Annotated in this window: 15 protein-coding genes; 6 read left to right on the plus strand and 9 right to left on the minus strand. The window is 70.5% G+C overall.

The features are described 5' to 3' along the window. Positions 1 to 327: 327 nt before the first annotated feature. Positions 328 to 915: a DUF2087 domain-containing protein gene (locus ACQ0O7_RS18320; RefSeq protein ID WP_430783325.1), complete on the minus strand. Its 588-nt coding sequence runs from the start codon at positions 913 to 915 to the stop codon at positions 328 to 330. A 190-nt stretch (positions 916 to 1,105) separates the two neighbouring features. Between ACQ0O7_RS18320 and ACQ0O7_RS18325 the strand changes: the two genes are divergently transcribed. Both ACQ0O7_RS18325 and ACQ0O7_RS18330 read left to right on the plus strand, forming a co-directional pair. Beyond that, the gene (locus ACQ0O7_RS18325; protein WP_430783326.1) at positions 1,106 to 2,182 is read left to right on the plus strand and encodes a lytic polysaccharide monooxygenase auxiliary activity family 9 protein; all 1,077 of its coding nucleotides are present in this window, start codon (positions 1,106 to 1,108) and stop codon (positions 2,180 to 2,182) included. 653 nt (positions 2,183 to 2,835) lie between these two features. After that, entirely contained in the window at positions 2,836 to 3,351 is a 516-nt protein-coding gene (locus ACQ0O7_RS18330) for a hypothetical protein (RefSeq protein WP_430783327.1), read from the plus strand. 39 nt (positions 3,352 to 3,390) lie between these two features. On the opposite strand, the gene pcaC is transcribed toward ACQ0O7_RS18330, so the two are convergent. Genes pcaC through pcaH form a run of 4 tightly spaced genes read right to left on the minus strand, consistent with a single transcriptional unit; the run spans position 3,391 to position 7,067 of the window. After that, on the minus strand, positions 3,391 to 4,530 hold the full coding sequence (gene pcaC, locus ACQ0O7_RS18335; RefSeq protein ID WP_430783328.1) for a 4-carboxymuconolactone decarboxylase: 1,140 nt from the start codon (positions 4,528 to 4,530) through the stop codon (positions 3,391 to 3,393). Further along, the gene (locus ACQ0O7_RS18340; protein WP_430783329.1) at positions 4,527 to 5,723 is read right to left on the minus strand and encodes a lyase family protein; all 1,197 of its coding nucleotides are present in this window, start codon (positions 5,721 to 5,723) and stop codon (positions 4,527 to 4,529) included. The genes pcaC and ACQ0O7_RS18340 overlap by 4 nt, the downstream gene beginning before the upstream one ends. Positions 5,724 to 5,757: 34 nt before the next feature. Beyond that, positions 5,758 to 6,318 (minus strand): protocatechuate 3,4-dioxygenase subunit alpha, encoded by a 561-nt coding sequence (gene pcaG / locus ACQ0O7_RS18345; RefSeq protein WP_430783330.1) that lies wholly within the window; start codon positions 6,316 to 6,318, stop codon positions 5,758 to 5,760. Next, a complete protein-coding gene (gene pcaH, locus ACQ0O7_RS18350; RefSeq protein ID WP_430783428.1) occupies positions 6,318 to 7,067 on the minus strand; it encodes a protocatechuate 3,4-dioxygenase subunit beta in 750 nt (249 codons plus the stop codon). The genes pcaG and pcaH overlap by 1 nt, the downstream gene beginning before the upstream one ends. A gap of 75 nt (positions 7,068 to 7,142) precedes the next feature. Here pcaH and ACQ0O7_RS18355 point away from each other — a divergent pair, with 75 nt between their 5' ends. Then, positions 7,143 to 7,919 (plus strand): IclR family transcriptional regulator, encoded by a 777-nt coding sequence (locus ACQ0O7_RS18355; protein WP_430783331.1) that lies wholly within the window; start codon positions 7,143 to 7,145, stop codon positions 7,917 to 7,919. Between the two features lie 5 nt (positions 7,920 to 7,924). Then, positions 7,925 to 9,076 carry a 4-hydroxybenzoate 3-monooxygenase gene (locus ACQ0O7_RS18360; RefSeq protein ID WP_430783332.1) on the plus strand — a complete coding sequence of 384 codons (1,152 nt, stop codon included), beginning with the start codon at positions 7,925 to 7,927 and terminating at the stop codon, positions 9,074 to 9,076. Here the strand turns inward: ACQ0O7_RS18360 and ACQ0O7_RS18365 are convergent. Next, a complete protein-coding gene (locus tag ACQ0O7_RS18365; protein ID WP_430783333.1) occupies positions 8,999 to 9,622 on the minus strand; it encodes a hypothetical protein in 624 nt (207 codons plus the stop codon). The genes ACQ0O7_RS18360 and ACQ0O7_RS18365 overlap by 78 nt on opposite strands. Beyond that, positions 9,619 to 10,407 carry a hypothetical protein gene (locus tag ACQ0O7_RS18370; protein WP_430783334.1) on the minus strand — a complete coding sequence of 263 codons (789 nt, stop codon included), beginning with the start codon at positions 10,405 to 10,407 and terminating at the stop codon, positions 9,619 to 9,621. The genes ACQ0O7_RS18365 and ACQ0O7_RS18370 overlap by 4 nt, the downstream gene beginning before the upstream one ends. A gap of 27 nt (positions 10,408 to 10,434) precedes the next feature. Here ACQ0O7_RS18370 and ACQ0O7_RS18375 point away from each other — a divergent pair, with 27 nt between their 5' ends. Further along, the gene (locus ACQ0O7_RS18375) at positions 10,435 to 10,986 is read left to right on the plus strand and encodes an NAD(P)H-dependent oxidoreductase (protein ID WP_430783335.1); all 552 of its coding nucleotides are present in this window, start codon (positions 10,435 to 10,437) and stop codon (positions 10,984 to 10,986) included. Here the strand turns inward: ACQ0O7_RS18375 and ACQ0O7_RS18380 are convergent. Together ACQ0O7_RS18380 and ACQ0O7_RS18385 are read right to left on the minus strand one after the other, a co-directional pair. Continuing rightward, positions 10,927 to 12,270, minus strand: a complete 1,344-nt coding sequence (locus ACQ0O7_RS18380; RefSeq protein WP_430783336.1) for a TIGR04013 family B12-binding domain/radical SAM domain-containing protein — start codon at positions 12,268 to 12,270, stop codon at positions 10,927 to 10,929. The genes ACQ0O7_RS18375 and ACQ0O7_RS18380 overlap by 60 nt on opposite strands. A 145-nt stretch (positions 12,271 to 12,415) precedes the next feature. Beyond that, the gene (locus tag ACQ0O7_RS18385; RefSeq protein WP_430783337.1) at positions 12,416 to 12,784 is read right to left on the minus strand and encodes a hypothetical protein; all 369 of its coding nucleotides are present in this window, start codon (positions 12,782 to 12,784) and stop codon (positions 12,416 to 12,418) included. A gap of 581 nt (positions 12,785 to 13,365) precedes the next feature. On the opposite strand from ACQ0O7_RS18385, the gene ACQ0O7_RS18390 reads away from it, so the two are divergent. Further along, positions 13,366 to 14,694, plus strand: a complete 1,329-nt coding sequence (locus tag ACQ0O7_RS18390; RefSeq protein WP_430783338.1) for an ATP-dependent 6-phosphofructokinase — start codon at positions 13,366 to 13,368, stop codon at positions 14,692 to 14,694. Positions 14,695 to 14,714: the final 20 nt, after the last annotated feature.

Below are 14,714 nucleotides of genomic sequence, written 5' to 3' on the forward strand. Positions count from 1 at the left end.
ACCGCACCGGAAGTCGGCACGCGGGAGTGGAGCGGACTGCGTGGTGACTTACGGGCCGGACCGCACCACAAAGTGCCACGGTGAGGACGAAACGAGCATGCGTGGTGACTTCCGGCCCGGACCGCACCGGAAGTCGGCACGCGGGAGTGGAGCGGACTGCGTGGTGACTTACGGGCCGGACCGCACCACAAAATGCCGCGGTGAGGACGAAACGAGCATGCGTGGTGACTTTCGGCGTGGACCGCGCCGGAAGTTGGCACTCGGGGGTGGAGTGGACTGCGTGGTGACTTTCGGCGTGGACTGCGCCGCGAAGTGGCACGTGCGGGGCTACCTGGCTGCGGGGTGGGTGGGGGTGGAGGCGTTGTCGGGCAAGGGGCGGGGGGAGCCGTAGGAGGTGCCGGCTCGGTCTCGTTCCAGCCAGCCCGACTCGACGAGCATGCGGCGCACCGCCGCCACGTCGTCGGCGGCTCGGGCTATCCGGGTGTTGACCTCGGCCTCCGTCAGCACGCCGTCGACCGCCACGAAGCGGGCGAACAGCTCGGCCATCTGCTGCGCCCTCTCCCCCAGGGTCGGTGGCAGGCTGGTCAGGCGGCCGTGGGCGAAGTAGGAGCGCAGCTTCGGGTACTCCCGGAGCAGCGGCGCGATCGGCTGCCCCCGGTCCAGAGCCTCGGCGGCCTCGCGGAGCACACCGTCGCGGGCGCGGTACCAGCCGTTGCCGGTGCCGGTGGCCACCCCGGCGCCGACCAGCCGGCCGAGCAGCTCGGCCGCCTCCGGCTGGGGCACGTCCAGGTGGATCGACATCTCGAAGATGGTGCAGCCGTCCTGGTGCCGGGCCAGCTCGGCGAAGGCCCGCAGCCGGACCGGGTGGGACAGCAGCATCAGGAGGCCGGCGGCGTGCGCGGCGTCAACGGACATCCCCTCACCGTAGGCAGGGCCCGGCGACCGGTCACGCCATTTACTCATTGACTTAGTTCGATCGATGCACGAGGCTGTGGCCACAGCACTGCTTCCGGGGCACGCGGTGCGCGCGAGCACGGGCGAACTCGCGCGCCGTCCACCGCAGCCGGCCGCCGTCGTGGCGGCCCTCGCTCAGGAGTGCTGAGTCATGCGTACCAAATCAATCGTCTCTTTGATCGTCGCCGCCCTGGCCGCGACCTTCGCCGTCCTCTTCGTGCCGTCCGGTCCGGCCGGCGCGCACGGCAACGTGGTCGGTCCCGCGTCCCGCAACTACGGGTGTTTCGAGCGCTGGGGCTCCGACTTCCAGAACCCGGCCATGGCCACCCAGGACCCGATGTGCTGGCAGGCGTGGCAGGCCAACCCGAACGCGATGTGGAACTGGAACGGCCTCTACCGTGAGGGTGTCGCCGGCCAGCACGAGACCGCGATCCCCGACGGCCAGCTGTGCAGTGGCGGTCACGCGGAGAGCGGCCGGTACAACGCGATGGACGCGGTCGGCGACTGGAAGGCCACCTCGATCGGCAACTCGTTCACGGTGTCGCTGTTCGACGGCGCCCGGCACGGTGCCGATTACATCCGGGTGTACGTCAGCAGGGCCGGTTACAACCCGGTCACCACCCCGCTGAAGTGGTCGGATCTCCAGCTGGTCAGCACGGTGCCGAACACCCCGGCGGCGCAGTGGACCCGGCAGCTGTCCAACGGTGTGCAGCAGGACATCCCGGTGAGCGTGTCCGGGCGGTCGGGGCGGGCCATGGTCTACACGATCTGGCAGGCCAGCCACTCCGACCAGTCGTACTACTTCTGCAGTGACGTGAACTTCGGCGGCACCACCTCACCGTCGCCGAGCACGTCGGCCTCACCGTCCGGCTCCCCCTCGGCGCCCCCGTCCACCTCGCCCTCGCCCAGCACGTCGAACCCGCCGGTCAACGGTTCCTGCGCGGCCACCCACGCGGTGACGTCGCAGTGGGCCGGCGGCTTCCAGGGCGAAATCAAGATCACCGCCGGGGGTACGGCCGTGAAGAGCTGGACGGTGACGCTGACCTATCCGGGCACGCCGCCGATCGCGCAGGCCTGGAACGCGTCCCTGACCACGAACGGGAACTCGGTGCAGGCGACGAACGTGGCGTACAACGGCGGGCTGGCGGCCGGCGCGAGCACCAGTTTCGGCTTCCTCGGCTCGGGCAGCCCGGTGACGCCGTCGATCACCTGCGCGGCCACCGCCTGACCCCTCCCCATCGGCATTCATCTTTGTTACAGTGCGGTTAATGGGAGCGCTCCCAAGTCTTGCCGTCCCCCGAACACAGAACGGAGGTCAGCCCCGAACCGCGTGGTCCACCCCGAAGTCCACGCAGTGCTGAACCTCAACCGGGGAACGAGGCGCCCCACCTCACCCCGTACACCGGTCTCGGTCCCCACCGCGACCGAACGCATGCAGCGGCACCGGCAGCCCGGTGCCGCTGCATCGCGCCCGGCCCGCCCCCGGCCGGTCTCACCCGCCGCTATCAGGCAGAACGCCGAGATCTCATCGGCACACGCGGCGATCGCGCCCCGGTCCGGGAAGTCCACCGCCCCCGCGCGGCCCACACCTCACCCACACCATCCGATCGCTCCCGAACCGGCCGCGCCGGCCGCTGATCCGGCGGGCGTCACGGAACAGGTCGCGGGTGAACGCGTCGTCCGCCCGGGAACCGTCCGGGTGCGGAAGCCGGCGGGAAAGAGACAGGTACCGAGGCCCGCCCGGGTCGCCGGAACGGGCCGTGACACAGCGGGCGATCACCGCTGATCGATCGGTGTCATCGGGGATGGTCGATTTCACGGTCGCCGTTCTCCGGTGGGCACGGGGGCGCGCGGCGGGCGGGAAGTCATGAGAATGCAGGCATGAGTATTCACGGGGAACTCCGGAACACCGTCGCCGTCCTGGCCGAACCCCGACGGCGGCCGCCCGGCCCGGGAGCGGTAGTCGCGGCCCGGGTGGTGACGCTGGTGGGGGCCGCCGGGATCGTGCCTGTCCACGTGGCATGGGCGGCCGGGGCGCCGGTGCTCGCGGACGCGGGCCGGTTCGCCGCGTGGCATGCCGGCGGGGGCCGGGTGCTCCCGGCGACGGTCGCGCTGCTCGCGCTGTGCCCAGTGGTGCTCAGCCTCGTCCTGGTGAGCCGGCGAGGACGGGCGGCCGAGCTTGCGGTCCCCCGTCTGCCACTGATCGTGCCGGGTTACCTGCTGCTCGCCGGATTCACCGGGTATGCCTTGCTCATCGCACTGTTCCCGGCGATCTGGCCGGAGGTCTTCAGCCCGTGGGCCGGGGTGTACGGACTGGTGACGTTCGCCGTCTGGCTGCCCGCCTTCGCGATGACGGTCCACTCCCACGACGTGCGGACCCGCCACGGCATCCGATGATCGCGGTGCCCCCGGTGGACACCACCGATGCGGGCTGGGTCACCGGGGCTCCCCCAGGACCCGTTGCGCGATGCGGAAGGCGGTGTTGGCCGCCGGTACGCCGCAGTAGATGGCGGTCTGCAGGATCAGTTCCTTGATCTCGTCGTCGGTGAGGCCGTTGGTGCGGGCCGCCCGGACGTGCATCGCCAGTTCCTCGTGGTGTCCGAGAGCGATCAGTGCGGTCAGGGTGATCAGGGAACGCTCGCGGCGCTGCAGGCCGGGGCGGGTCCAGATCTCCGCCCAGGCGTACCGGGTGATCATGTCCTGGAAGTCCCGGGTGAACGCGGTGGTCCCGGCGGTGGCCCGGTCCACGTGTGCCGGGCCGAGCACCTCCCGGCGCACCGCGATGCCGGCCGACCGTTCCTCGTCGAAATGCTGGTCCAGCAGGAACGCGACCACCTCGGGGTTCTCCGCCGGGGCCAGGTGGGCGACACCGTCCAGGACCACCAGGCGGCCGTTCAGCACCCCGTCGGCGATGGCCGCGAGACTGTCCGGCGGGGTCGGCCGGTCGTGCCCGCCGGCCACCGCCAGCACCGGCACGGCGATCTCGGCCAGCCGGTCCCGCACGTCGAACTCGGCGAGCGCCTCGCAGGCCCGCGCGTAACTCTCCGCGTCGGCCGCCCGCAGCGCCCCGACCAGCGCCTCCGCCACCGCCGCGGTGCTGTCCGCGAAGCCGGGGGCGAACCAGCGTTCACGGGAGCCGGGGACGACCGCCTCGGTGCCTTCGGTGCGGACCAGTCTCGCCCGGTCGTGCCAGGCCGGGACGTCGCCGATCTTCGCGCCGGTGCAGAGCAGGGCCGCCGCGCTCACCCGGGCCGGTGCGTCCAGCAGCAACTGGAGGCCGACCGCGCCGCCGAGGGAGTCGCCGGCGTAGGCGAACGACTCGCCCGGCCGGATCCTCTCGGCCAGTGCGAGGACCTCGCGGGCCAGGTCGGCGACGGTGAACGGGCCGGTCGCCGGGGCGCTGCGGCCGTGTCCGGGCAGGTCCCAGCCGACCACGTGGTAGCGCCCGTGGAGCCGGCCGGCGCACACCGCCCACAGTGTCTCGGCGCTGGTCCCGAGGGACGGCCCGAGCAGCAGCAACGGGCGGCCGGGCGCGTCGGTGAAGGTGGTCGCGGTCAGCACATCGGTTCCTCTCACCGGGTGTCCGTCGCGCGGGAGACCGCGGCGTCGATGATCTCGTCGATGGCGCCGCGGTAGGGGTCGCCGGGGTCCGCGCCGGTCGAGCGCTGTTCGGCGTCGATGCCGGGCCGGGCGGCGGCCAGGTTGGCGGTCATCCAGGAGGTCTCCACCTGGAGGCCGGCCAGCAGTTCGGTGGTCTGGGAGCCGGCCGTGACGGTCCGGCGGGCCAGGGTGCGCAGGGTGGCCCATTCGACGTGCCAGCCGCCGTCGGGGCGTTCGTCGACGGCGGCCGCGGCGCCCGCGTGCACCGTCGCGGCCAGTGGCGGGGCGGCCAGGGCGGCCCGGCGGATCAGCACGGACAGCACCGGGTTCCGTTTGTTCGGCATGGCTGAGGAGCCGCCCCGGCCGGCGACCGTGCCCTCGGACAGTTCGTGGATCTCCGGGCGGGCACCGGCGAGCACGTCGTTGGCGATCCGGCCCCACCCGTCGGTGCAGGTGGTGAACGCGTCGGCGATGCCGGTGAGCGGCGCGCGGGCGGTGTGCCACGGGTCGCGGAACGGCAGGCCGAGGGAGCCGGCGGTGGTCCGGACCAGGCCGCGGGCGGTCACCGGGGAGCCGGCGAGGGCGGTGGGCGCGGCCAGGCTGCCGGCCGCGCCGCCGATCTGGACGGGCAGGACGACGGCGGCGAGGCGGTCCCGGGCGTCCAGGATCGCGGTGAGCCAGGTCGCCGCTTTCAGACCGAAACTGATCGGTACGGCGTGTTGGGTCAGCGTTCGTCCCGCCATCGGGGTGTCCCGGTGTTCGCCGGCCAGCCGGGCCAGGGTGGCGCCCTGGGCGGTCAGGTCGCCGGCGATCCGCTCGGTGGCGTCCCGCAGGCACAGCACCAGCGCGGTGTCGATGACGTCCTGGCTGGTCAGCCCCTTGTGCAGCCATTTCGCGGCGGCCGGGTTGCGGGTTTCCAGGCGACCGCGGAGCAGCGTGAGCAGGGGGATGAACGGGTTGCCGCCCGCCTCGGAGCCGGCCGCCACGTGGGGCACGTCGTCCGGCCCGATCAGACCGGTCAGGTCGTCGCGGGCGGCCGGTTCGGCGATGCCGTGCTCGATCAGCGCGTCCAGCCAGGCCGCCTCGGCGGTGACCATCGCCGTCAGGACGGCCGCGTCGGTGAACACGTCACCGGCCCGGTCGTCCCCGGGCCACAGGAGGTCGCTCAACGCGTACGCCAATCGGGTCTTGATCGCCGGTGTGTCACGCCCATGCGTCGCGCAGGCGTGGATAGGTCAGGAAAACCGTCTCATCCTCGCCCTGCAACCGCACGTCGAAGACCAGACCGCCGGGTTCCCGCCGGGTGATCAGCGTGTGCGACCGGTCCGGGGCGATCGTGGTGAGCAGCGGGTCGGAGGCCAGTTCGGGGGTGTCCGGCAGGTAGGCGCGGGTGAACAGCCGGTCCATCAGGCCGCGGGCGAAGACGGTGACCGCGAAGAACGGCGCCTTGCCGGGGTCGGTGGCGCCCGGCTCGCAGGTGAAGAACTGGTAGTGCCCGTCCGGGTCGGTGGCGGCGCGGCCCCAGCCGGTGAAGGTCCAGCCGTCCCGGCGCAGCGAGCCGGGCTGCCGCGGGACCACGCCCTGCGGGTCGGCCTGCCAGATCTCCAGCACCGCGTCCGGCACCGGGGCGCCGGCGCCGTCGTAGACGTGGCCGTGCAGCCGGACCGCTTTCGGGTCGCCCGGGGCGACCAGCTCGTTCATCAGCGGGTATGCCAGGCCGAGATGGAAGAAGGGGCCGACGGTCTGGCCCGGTACCGCACTCATCAGTCGGTCTCCTCGGTGTCGGACTCCAGCGGGGTGCGGTGGGTGCCGGTGAGCACGATGTCCCAGCGGTAGCCGGTGCTCCACTCGGGGGTGGTCACCTCGTGGTCGTACTGGGCGACCAGCAGCTCCCGGGCTTTCGGGTCGGTGATCGACTGGTAGATCGGGTCGAGGGCGAAGAGCGGGTCGCCGGGGAAGTACATCTGGGTGACCAGGCGCTGGGTGAAGTCGGTGCCGAACAGCGAGAAGTGGATGTGCGCCGGGCGCCACGCGTTGAGGTGGTTGCGCCACGGGTACGGGCCGGGCTTGATCGTCTGGAACCGGTAGACCCCGGACGCGTCGGTGAGCATCCGGCCGACCCCGGTGAAGTTCGGGTCGTGCGGGGCCGGGTGCTGGTCGCGCTGGTGCCGGTAGCGGCCGGCGGCGTTCGCCTGCCACACCTCGACCAGCTGGTTGGCCACCGGGCGGCCGTCGCCGTCGAGGACCCGGCCGGTGACCACGATCCGCTCGCCGATCGGGGTGCCGGAGTGCTGGATGGTCAGGTCGGCCTCGTCGTCGGCGACGTCGCGGTGCCCGAAGGCCGGTGCCCACAGCTCGACCGACTCCGGGTCGATCAGGTGCGCGGGCTGTTTGGGGTGCCGCAGGACGCTGCTGCGGTACGACGGATAGTCGATCTTCGGCTGTGGCCCGCCCGGTTGCCGGGCCGCGGCTGCCTCGATCTCCCGGTTGATGTCAGCTTGTGACGACTCCATGTTCACGTTCCGGACCCTAGGCGGTCATCGAGGCGGTCGCGATAGGGTTCTTCCACTCAGCGGAAGGACCCTGCCGTGGGCGCCAGTGTCACCTCCCGCGCGCTGGACCTGCTGGGCGCCTTCGACGGCGAGCACCGCAGCCTGTCGCTGACCGATCTGGCCCGCCGCGCCGGCCTGCCGCTGGCCACCGCGCACCGGCTGGTCGGCGAGCTGTGCCGGTGGGGCGCGCTGGCCCGGGAGCCGTCCGGGGGTTATGTGATCGGCCGGCGGATCTGGCAGCTCGGCCTGCTCGCGCCGGTGCAGAGCGGCCTCCGGCAGGCGGCGTCGCCGTTCCTGCACGATCTGTACGCCGCCACCCTGGCCACCGTGCACCTCGCGGTCCGCGACGGGATCGAGGTGCTCTACGTGGAGCGCCTGGCCGGGCACGTGTCGGTGCCGGTGGTCAGCCGGGTCGGGTCACGGCTGCCGATGCACGCCACCGGGGTCGGGAAGGTGCTGCTCGCGCACGCCCCGGAGGATGTACGGGCGGAGGCGTTGGCGCATTTGACACGTGTCACCGCGTACACCGTGACCCAGCCGGCCCGCCTGCTCGACCAGTTGCGCCGGGTGCGGGCCGAAGGCTATGCGACCACCGGCGAGGAGATGAGTCTGGGCGCGTGCTCGGTGGCGGTGCCGGTGCGCAACGGGGACGAGGTGGTGGCGGCGCTCGGCATGGTGGTGCCGGATCTGCGCCGGCAACTCCCCCGCCTGGTGTCGGCGCTCCAGGTGGCGGCGCACGGGATCGGCCGGACGCTGGCTTCCGTTCAATGGAAAGAGGGTCTTGTGTCCCGGCCGCGCGGTGCCGAAGGCTGAGGGGTATGCGCACTCAGGTCGCCATCGTCGGCGCCGGCCCGGCCGGACTCCTGCTCGCCCACCTGCTCGCTCAGGGCGGGGTGTCGTCGGTGGTGGTGGAGACCCGGTCGGAGGAGTACGTCGCGGCGCGGATCCGGGCCGGGATCCTGGAGCATTCCAGCGTCGAGCTGCTGGAGTCGGTCGGGCTGGGTGCCCGGCTGCGCGCCGAGGGGGATCAGCATCGGGGCATCTACCTGCAGTGGCCGGGTGAGAGGCATCATCTCGACTTCGTCGATCTGACCGGGCGGAGCGTCTGGGTGTACGGGCAGACCGAGCTGCAGAAGGACTTGATCGCCGCTCGTACGGCACCGGTGCATTACGAGGTGTCGGACGTGGTGTTGGATCCGGCTGCGGCGCGGGTCGCGTTCATCGACAAGTCTGGACATAAGCGCATTTTGCAGGCTGACTTCATCGCCGGGTGTGACGGTTCGTTCGGGCCCAGCCGCAACGCCGTACCGGCGGCTCAGAAGTTCGAGAAGGTCTACCCCTACTCCTGGTTCGGGATCCTCGCCGATGTGGCGCCGTCGACCGACGAGCTGATCTACGCCTGGCATCCGAACGGGTTCGCTCTGCACTCGATGCGATCGGAAACGGTCAGCCGGCTCTACCTCCAGGTGCCGAACGGGACCGACCCGGCGTCCTGGTCCGACGACCGGATCTGGTCGGAGCTGTCCACCCGGCTCGGGCACGGGCAGAACGGCTGGAAACTCAACCCGGGGCCGATCACCGACAAGAGTGTGCTGCCGATGCGCAGCTACGTGCAGACGCCGATGCGGCACGACCGGCTGTTCCTGGCCGGGGACGCCGCGCACATCGTGCCGCCGACCGGGGCCAAGGGCCTCAACCTGGCGATCGCCGACGTGGCGCTGCTCGGGAAGGCTTTGATCGCCTCGTTGACGGAACGTGACGACACGCTGCTCGACCGCTACTCCGGCGACGCCCAGCGCCGGGTCTGGCGGTGCACACATTTCTCCTGGTGGATGACGACGATGCTGCACACCTCGGGGGATCCGTTCGAGGCCGAGTTGCAGCTGTCGCAGCTACGCTGGGTCGCCGGGAGCCGGGCGGGGGCCACCGGGCTCGCCGAGAACTACGCCGGGCTGCCCATCGGGTACTGACGTCCCGTCCGGCGGGTTCGTCGCCTCGATGGTCGGCGGCGCCGGGGCGTGATCAACAGCTTCGCGGTACGTCCCGGTCGGCAGCGTGGACGGGCTGGCACCGGGCGGGACCTGCCCGTTCGGTGCGGCCGGCTCACGGGCCAGCAGACCCTTGCCCAGCGATGCCACGGTGGCCAGGAACGCCACGTTGAGAGCACTCTCCCAGTCGAACGTGGTCACGTCGAAGACCCCGGCCGCGGTCGAGCCGGCCAGCGACGACAGGAAGGTCTTCGCCAGCCGGACCAGCAGATCCGGCCAGAACGCCAGGTTGGTCAGCCTCGACAGATACTGCACCGCGGTGAGCAGCAGCGACGACACGAACGCCCCGGTCGCCAGGGTCAGCGAATAACGCCACGGCAGGTCGATGACCGCACCCACACCGCCGGCCAGCAGGGTCGCGAGGAACACCTGGCCGGCCGACCATCCGGCCCGTTCCACGAAATCCAGAAGAACGGCACGCCATTTGGGTACGACCGGAGTCGCGCTCTCCATTTTCGCCGAGGTCACGGCATCGACGTTCCTCGCTCTGGAGATCGTCGAACATCAGCCGAACGGATCAGGTCGCGCAGCGCGTCCCCGATCCCGGCCGGCACCGTGTACCGCCTCGCCAGCCACTGCAGGATGAACCGGGCCGCCGCCACGTTCCCTCCGTACCCCGGAACCATCTCGGCCAGCGGCAGCGACCGGGGTGAATACGCGCGCTCCACCCGGCGGGCCGGATCGAACGGATCCCGGTACGGGAAATCGCCGCCGTCCAGCCGCAGCAGCGCGATCACGTCATCCACCGCCCGCCCCTGGATCAGCCGGGACGCGGCCAGCCGCTCACCCCGCAACTCCCGGTGCAGCCCGGTATAGAGACCGGTCAGCGCGTTGTTCAGGTGGAATTCTTCGGTGTGGAACGGCTCCCGCGGCACGGCCCGCCCCGACTCGGCGAGATCCTTCGGCGCGTCCGGCCGCCGCCACACCACCCGGGCCCCGGAGAACGGAGTCTCCCGCAGCTCGGCCACCGTGAACACCCGGAAGTCGGCGAACACCCCGTCGGCGTACAGCGCCCTACGGCCGTTGCGGTCATGATCGAAACGGTAGGTGACCGGGCCGGCCAGCCAGTCCGTGCGATCCAGGTACCGCCACTTCGCCCCGCCGTCGACGACCAGGAAGAAGTCCAGCCCGGAATGCTCGTCCAGGCGGGCCAGCTGGGCGCCGCACGAACCGAGCCCGAGCAGGGCGACCACGTCGGCCCGCTCCCTCAGCACCACGACGATCTCATCGAGCCTGCGCAGAACCGGGTTCATCCCGAGACTATATGTGAAGATCGATACGTGACCCGGGTTCATGTGGTGTACGCCCATCCATCGCCGACGTCGTTCACCCGTGAGGTGCTCGACGCTTTTCTGAGTGGGCTCACGGCGTACACCATTTCGGATCTCTATGCCTCGGGTTTCTCCCCGGTGATGTCGCCGGCCGAATACGCGGGCGGTCCGGCCCCCGCGGACGTGCGGGCCGAACAGGAACTGCTGGACGCCGCCGACGTGTGGGCCTTCGTCTATCCGGTGTGGTGGATGGACTGCCCGGCGATTCTGAAGGGCTGGTTCGACCGGGTGCTGACCGTCGGATGGGCGTACAAACCGATGCGTTTGAATGTCGCCTCCCGCGCCGTCATCCTCTGCACCGCCGGCTATTCGGTGCCCGCCCTGAAGGCCTCCGGTCATCACCAGGCGATGCGCGCGGTGATGGTCGACGACCGGATCGGCGCCCGCGCCGAATCCACCGACTTCGTGGTCCTCGGCGATCCGGCCCAGCGAGAAACGCACCTATCGACAGCCGCCGCCCTGGGCCGTTCCCTTCCTCTCGGCCGGAACCGTCGGCAGTAGCGTGCGGCTGCGGCCCGGCCGGGGATACGCCTCGGCGGCCGCCGCCAGACGGACCGCGTGGTCACGCTGCTTCTGCCAGTGGCCGTAGAGGGCGCCCCGCTGCGACAGCCGGTCCACCTCGCGGATCGTCTCCGGGTCGACGTCCCCGGCCGGCGCGTCCCGCCACGGGGTGCCCGGCAGCGGCATGAACGTGTGCGCGTGGATGCGGGCGCCCAGGTCGGCCAGTTCCCGCGCCAGGGTGAGCGAATCGTCCACGTCCCGCCGGTCCTCCCCCGGCATCCCGAAGATCATGTCGACGTTGATCCGGAACCCCTCCTCGACGGCGAGCCGGGCCGCCCGCTTGACCTCCTCCACACCGTGGCCACGCTTGGCCGCGTCCAGCACCCGATCCGAACCGGACTGCGCGCCCACGATGATGTTGTTGTTCGCGCAGTACCTCTTGACCAGCCGCAACGCCTCCCGGGTGACGTGCTCGGGCCGGATCTCACTGGGAAACGAGCCGAAGAACACCCGCCCGTCCGGCCCGATCCCCTCCTTGCACGACGCCAGCATCTCCTCGACGGCTTCCAGATCCGGCTCGTCGGTCTGCGTGCCCCAGGACAATGCGGTCGGCGTGATGAAACGGACGTCACGCAGCCCTCGTGCCCGCATCTGATCCACATGCCACCTGATGTTTGCCAGACTCCGGTGCCGGAACTTCGCGGAGAACATGAACGGTGTCTGGCAGAAACGGCAGGCGTAGATACAGCCCCGGGTGATCTCCAGGGCGTTGAACTTGTCCCACTTGAGCGCGAAACCGGGGAAGTCGTTGAGGTCGCGCTGCTTCGCCTTACCGGTTCTGATCAGCTTGCCGGTGGCGTCCCGGTAGGCCAGGCCGGTGATCCCCGCCGGGTCGCCCTTCGCATCCACCAGGGACAGCAGGGTCGACTCGCCCTCGCCGATCGCCGCCATGTCCCATCCCGCGTCCAGGGTCTGCACCGGCTCGGCGGTGGCGTGCACTCCCCCGGCCAGATGCGTCACGTTCGGTCCGTCGGCCAGCTCCCGGATCTGCTTCAGTTCGTCGGCCAGCGCTGCCGCGTCCGGAGAGTAGAAGGACCAGAGCACGAGGGTACGGGCGTCGCCGGCCTCCCGGATGTGCCGTGCCGTCTCCTCAACGTTCTCGCCGAAGCGCACCACGTAGCGGGTAGGGGTCTTGTGGTCACCCAGCGCGCCCAGCAACACGTGGAAGCCGTACGTCACCGCCTTGCGGTAACGCAGTACAAGAACCAGTTCAGGACCACGCATGCAGCGATTTTGTCAGCTACAGTCGCGTTTCCGGGGGAGGGCGTCGCCTACTGCCGTGAGCCAGCCAGCACGGTAACCTGACGCGAGCCGAACCCATCGAATGCAAGTGAACAAAAACCGAGCCTGTGATCTTCAAAAGCGCAGGTCAATTAGCCTGCTTCCCGCGCATGCGGGGGTGTTCCGTCCTGGAGGGCGTCCCGATTGGCCCGGCCCGCCTGCTCCCCGCGCACGCGGGGTGTTCCGCCGCGTCGTAGCGGCCGTTGACCAGTTCGGTGACGTCGGTCTTGAGGAACCGGACGAGGCTGTCGCGGACGTGGCCGCCGCCGAACTTGTTGTCCAGCGTCCGATATGTCGAGATCATCCGGCGTACGGTCTCGATGTCGGCGGCCCCGATCAGCCGCTCACCGTTTTCAGCCGGGCGCTCGTCGAGCGACGACATCAGCCATCCCATCGCCGTGGGCAGAAAGCCCGTCGCGCTGAAGCCCACCTGCCGAAGAACGTTGCGCCGCTGCATATCGTCTCGCCAAAGATCAACAGCAACATCTATGCGTGCCGCCAGTCCGGTGCGAACTCCAGCCCGGACGGCATGGCCACCACCGGATGTTCGGCCGAGACGGGCCGGGCATCGGTCCCGGCTGGCACCTCGGACACCATGGCGGACGACTGCCCGTCCGCGCCGAGCCCCTGGTCCAGCAGAACCGCGACCGACAGGCACGGCCATCGGTGGGATCCCCGAGTCGGGGATCCCACAGATGGCCGTGCGAACAATGGATCAACCGGCCGAGCCGACGCGGCGGCAATCCATGCTGCTCACGCAGTTCTTTGAGTTCGGGGCCGAAGCCGGCATGAGAGACCACAGTCCGCCGCGGCATCGACCACCCCATGAATCGATGAACGGCCACCGCCCGAAACCCATAGCGCTCAGCCGGCTGTTCATCAGGCCGACGTGACGGGCGGAGTGACCGGCGCGACACCCGGGACGCCCCGGACGGTCCCGGGTCGAAAGGCCTGTGGATAGCCTCCGGTTACTGCTGGTCGGGTGTGGGGACGACGCCGTCCGCCGGGCCCGGGCCACGGAAACGCTCGGAGGTCGCCATGTCGACGGTCGAAGTCCTGGACCTCGCGGTCCGTTCCCTGGGTCCCTGCCGGATCGAGTCCCCGCTGGCCCCCGTGCTGGACGGCCGGAAGAGTTCCCTGCACTGCGTCGACGAGGACGACCTGGTGCTGTTCGACGACACCCGGACCATGGCGATGGCCCGTGGGGTCAGCGCCGACCGGCTGCCGGGTTTCGAACCGGCCGGGCCGCGGCGGCGGATCTTCTTCGATCCGGCCAAGACCCGGGTCGGGATCGTCACCTGCGGCGGGCTGTGCCCGGGCCTCAACGACGTCATCCGGGCGCTGGTCCTGGAGCTGACCTCGCGCTACGGGGTCAACCGGATCTTCGGTTTCCGCAACGGATATCAGGGCTTCATTCCGCGGTACGGCCATGGCGTGATCGATCTGACGCCGGAGATGGTGGCGAGCATCAACGAGGACGGCGGGACGATCCTCGGGTCGTCCCGGGGTGAGCAGGATCCCGACGAGGTGGTCGACTGCCTGGACCGGATGAGCATCAACATCCTGTTCGTGATCGGCGGTGACGGCTCGATGCGCGGGGCCATGGAGATCGCCCGGGTGATCGCCGAACGGGGTGAGAAGATCGCGGTGGTCTGCATTCCGAAGACCATCGACAACGACATCCCGTTCATCGACCGGAGCTTCGGGTTCCAGACCGCGTTCTCCAAGGCCGCCGAGGCGATCGGGGTGGCCCATGTGGAGGCCACTTCGGCACCGAACGGGATCGGCGTGGTCAACGTGATGGGCCGGCACTCCGGTTTCATCGCCCTGTACGCGACGCTGGCCAACAGCGACGCCGACATCGTGCTGATCCCCGAGGTGCCGGTCACCCTGGAGGGCGAGAACGGGCTGCTGCCCTACCTGCATCGCCGGGTCATCGACCGGGGGCACGCCGTGGTGGTCGTGGCCGAGGGCGCCGGGCAGGATCTGCTGGCCGGCGAACCGTACGCCACCGACGCCTCCGGCAACGTCAAGCTCCGCGACATCGGGCCGTTCCTGTGCCAGCGGATCACCGACTGGTTCGACGCCCGCAGCACCGAGCACAACGTGAAGTACATCGACCCCAGTTACATGATCCGCGGGGTGCCGGCGAACCCGTACGACAGCGTCTACTGCATCCGTCTCGCGCACGCCGCGGTGCACGCCGCGATGGCCGGGCGTACCGAGGTGGTGGTGGGCCGCTGGCACCGCCGTTTCGTGCACGTGCCGATCCAGCTCGCGGTCAGCCACCGCAATCAGGTCGACCCGGCCAGCGACTTGTGGCTGTCGGTGCTGGAGACGACCGGCCAGCCGGCCACCTTCGACTGACCGGCCCCGCTGGTGTGGTG

This window comes from Actinoplanes sp. G11-F43, assembly GCF_050589265.1.
Taxonomy (GTDB): Bacteria; Actinomycetota; Actinomycetes; order Mycobacteriales; family Micromonosporaceae; genus Actinoplanes.

Bases quoted from the DNA above. Each gene is read 5' to 3' on its own strand.
- ACQ0O7_RS18370 (WP_430783334.1), bottom strand. From the start codon at position 10,407: ATGAACCCGGTTCTGCGCAGGCTCGATGAGATCGTCGTGGTGCTGAGG.
- ACQ0O7_RS18385 (WP_430783337.1), bottom strand. From the start codon at position 12,784: ATGCAGCGGCGCAACGTTCTTCGGCAGGTGGGCTTCAGCGCGACGGGC.
- ACQ0O7_RS18380 (WP_430783336.1), bottom strand. From the start codon at position 12,270: ATGCGTGGTCCTGAACTGGTTCTTGTACTGCGTTACCGCAAGGCGGTG.
- ACQ0O7_RS18320 (WP_430783325.1), bottom strand. From the start codon at position 915: ATGTCCGTTGACGCCGCGCACGCCGCCGGCCTCCTGATGCTGCTGTCC.
- ACQ0O7_RS18325 (WP_430783326.1), top strand. From the start codon at position 1,106: ATGCGTACCAAATCAATCGTCTCTTTGATCGTCGCCGCCCTGGCCGCG.
- ACQ0O7_RS18330 (WP_430783327.1), top strand. From the start codon at position 2,836: ATGAGTATTCACGGGGAACTCCGGAACACCGTCGCCGTCCTGGCCGAA.
- ACQ0O7_RS18390 (WP_430783338.1), top strand. From the start codon at position 13,366: ATGTCGACGGTCGAAGTCCTGGACCTCGCGGTCCGTTCCCTGGGTCCC.
- pcaG (WP_430783330.1), bottom strand. From the start codon at position 6,318: ATGAGTGCGGTACCGGGCCAGACCGTCGGCCCCTTCTTCCATCTCGGC.
- pcaH (WP_430783428.1), bottom strand. From the start codon at position 7,067: ATGGAGTCGTCACAAGCTGACATCAACCGGGAGATCGAGGCAGCCGCG.
- ACQ0O7_RS18360 (WP_430783332.1), top strand. From the start codon at position 7,925: ATGCGCACTCAGGTCGCCATCGTCGGCGCCGGCCCGGCCGGACTCCTG.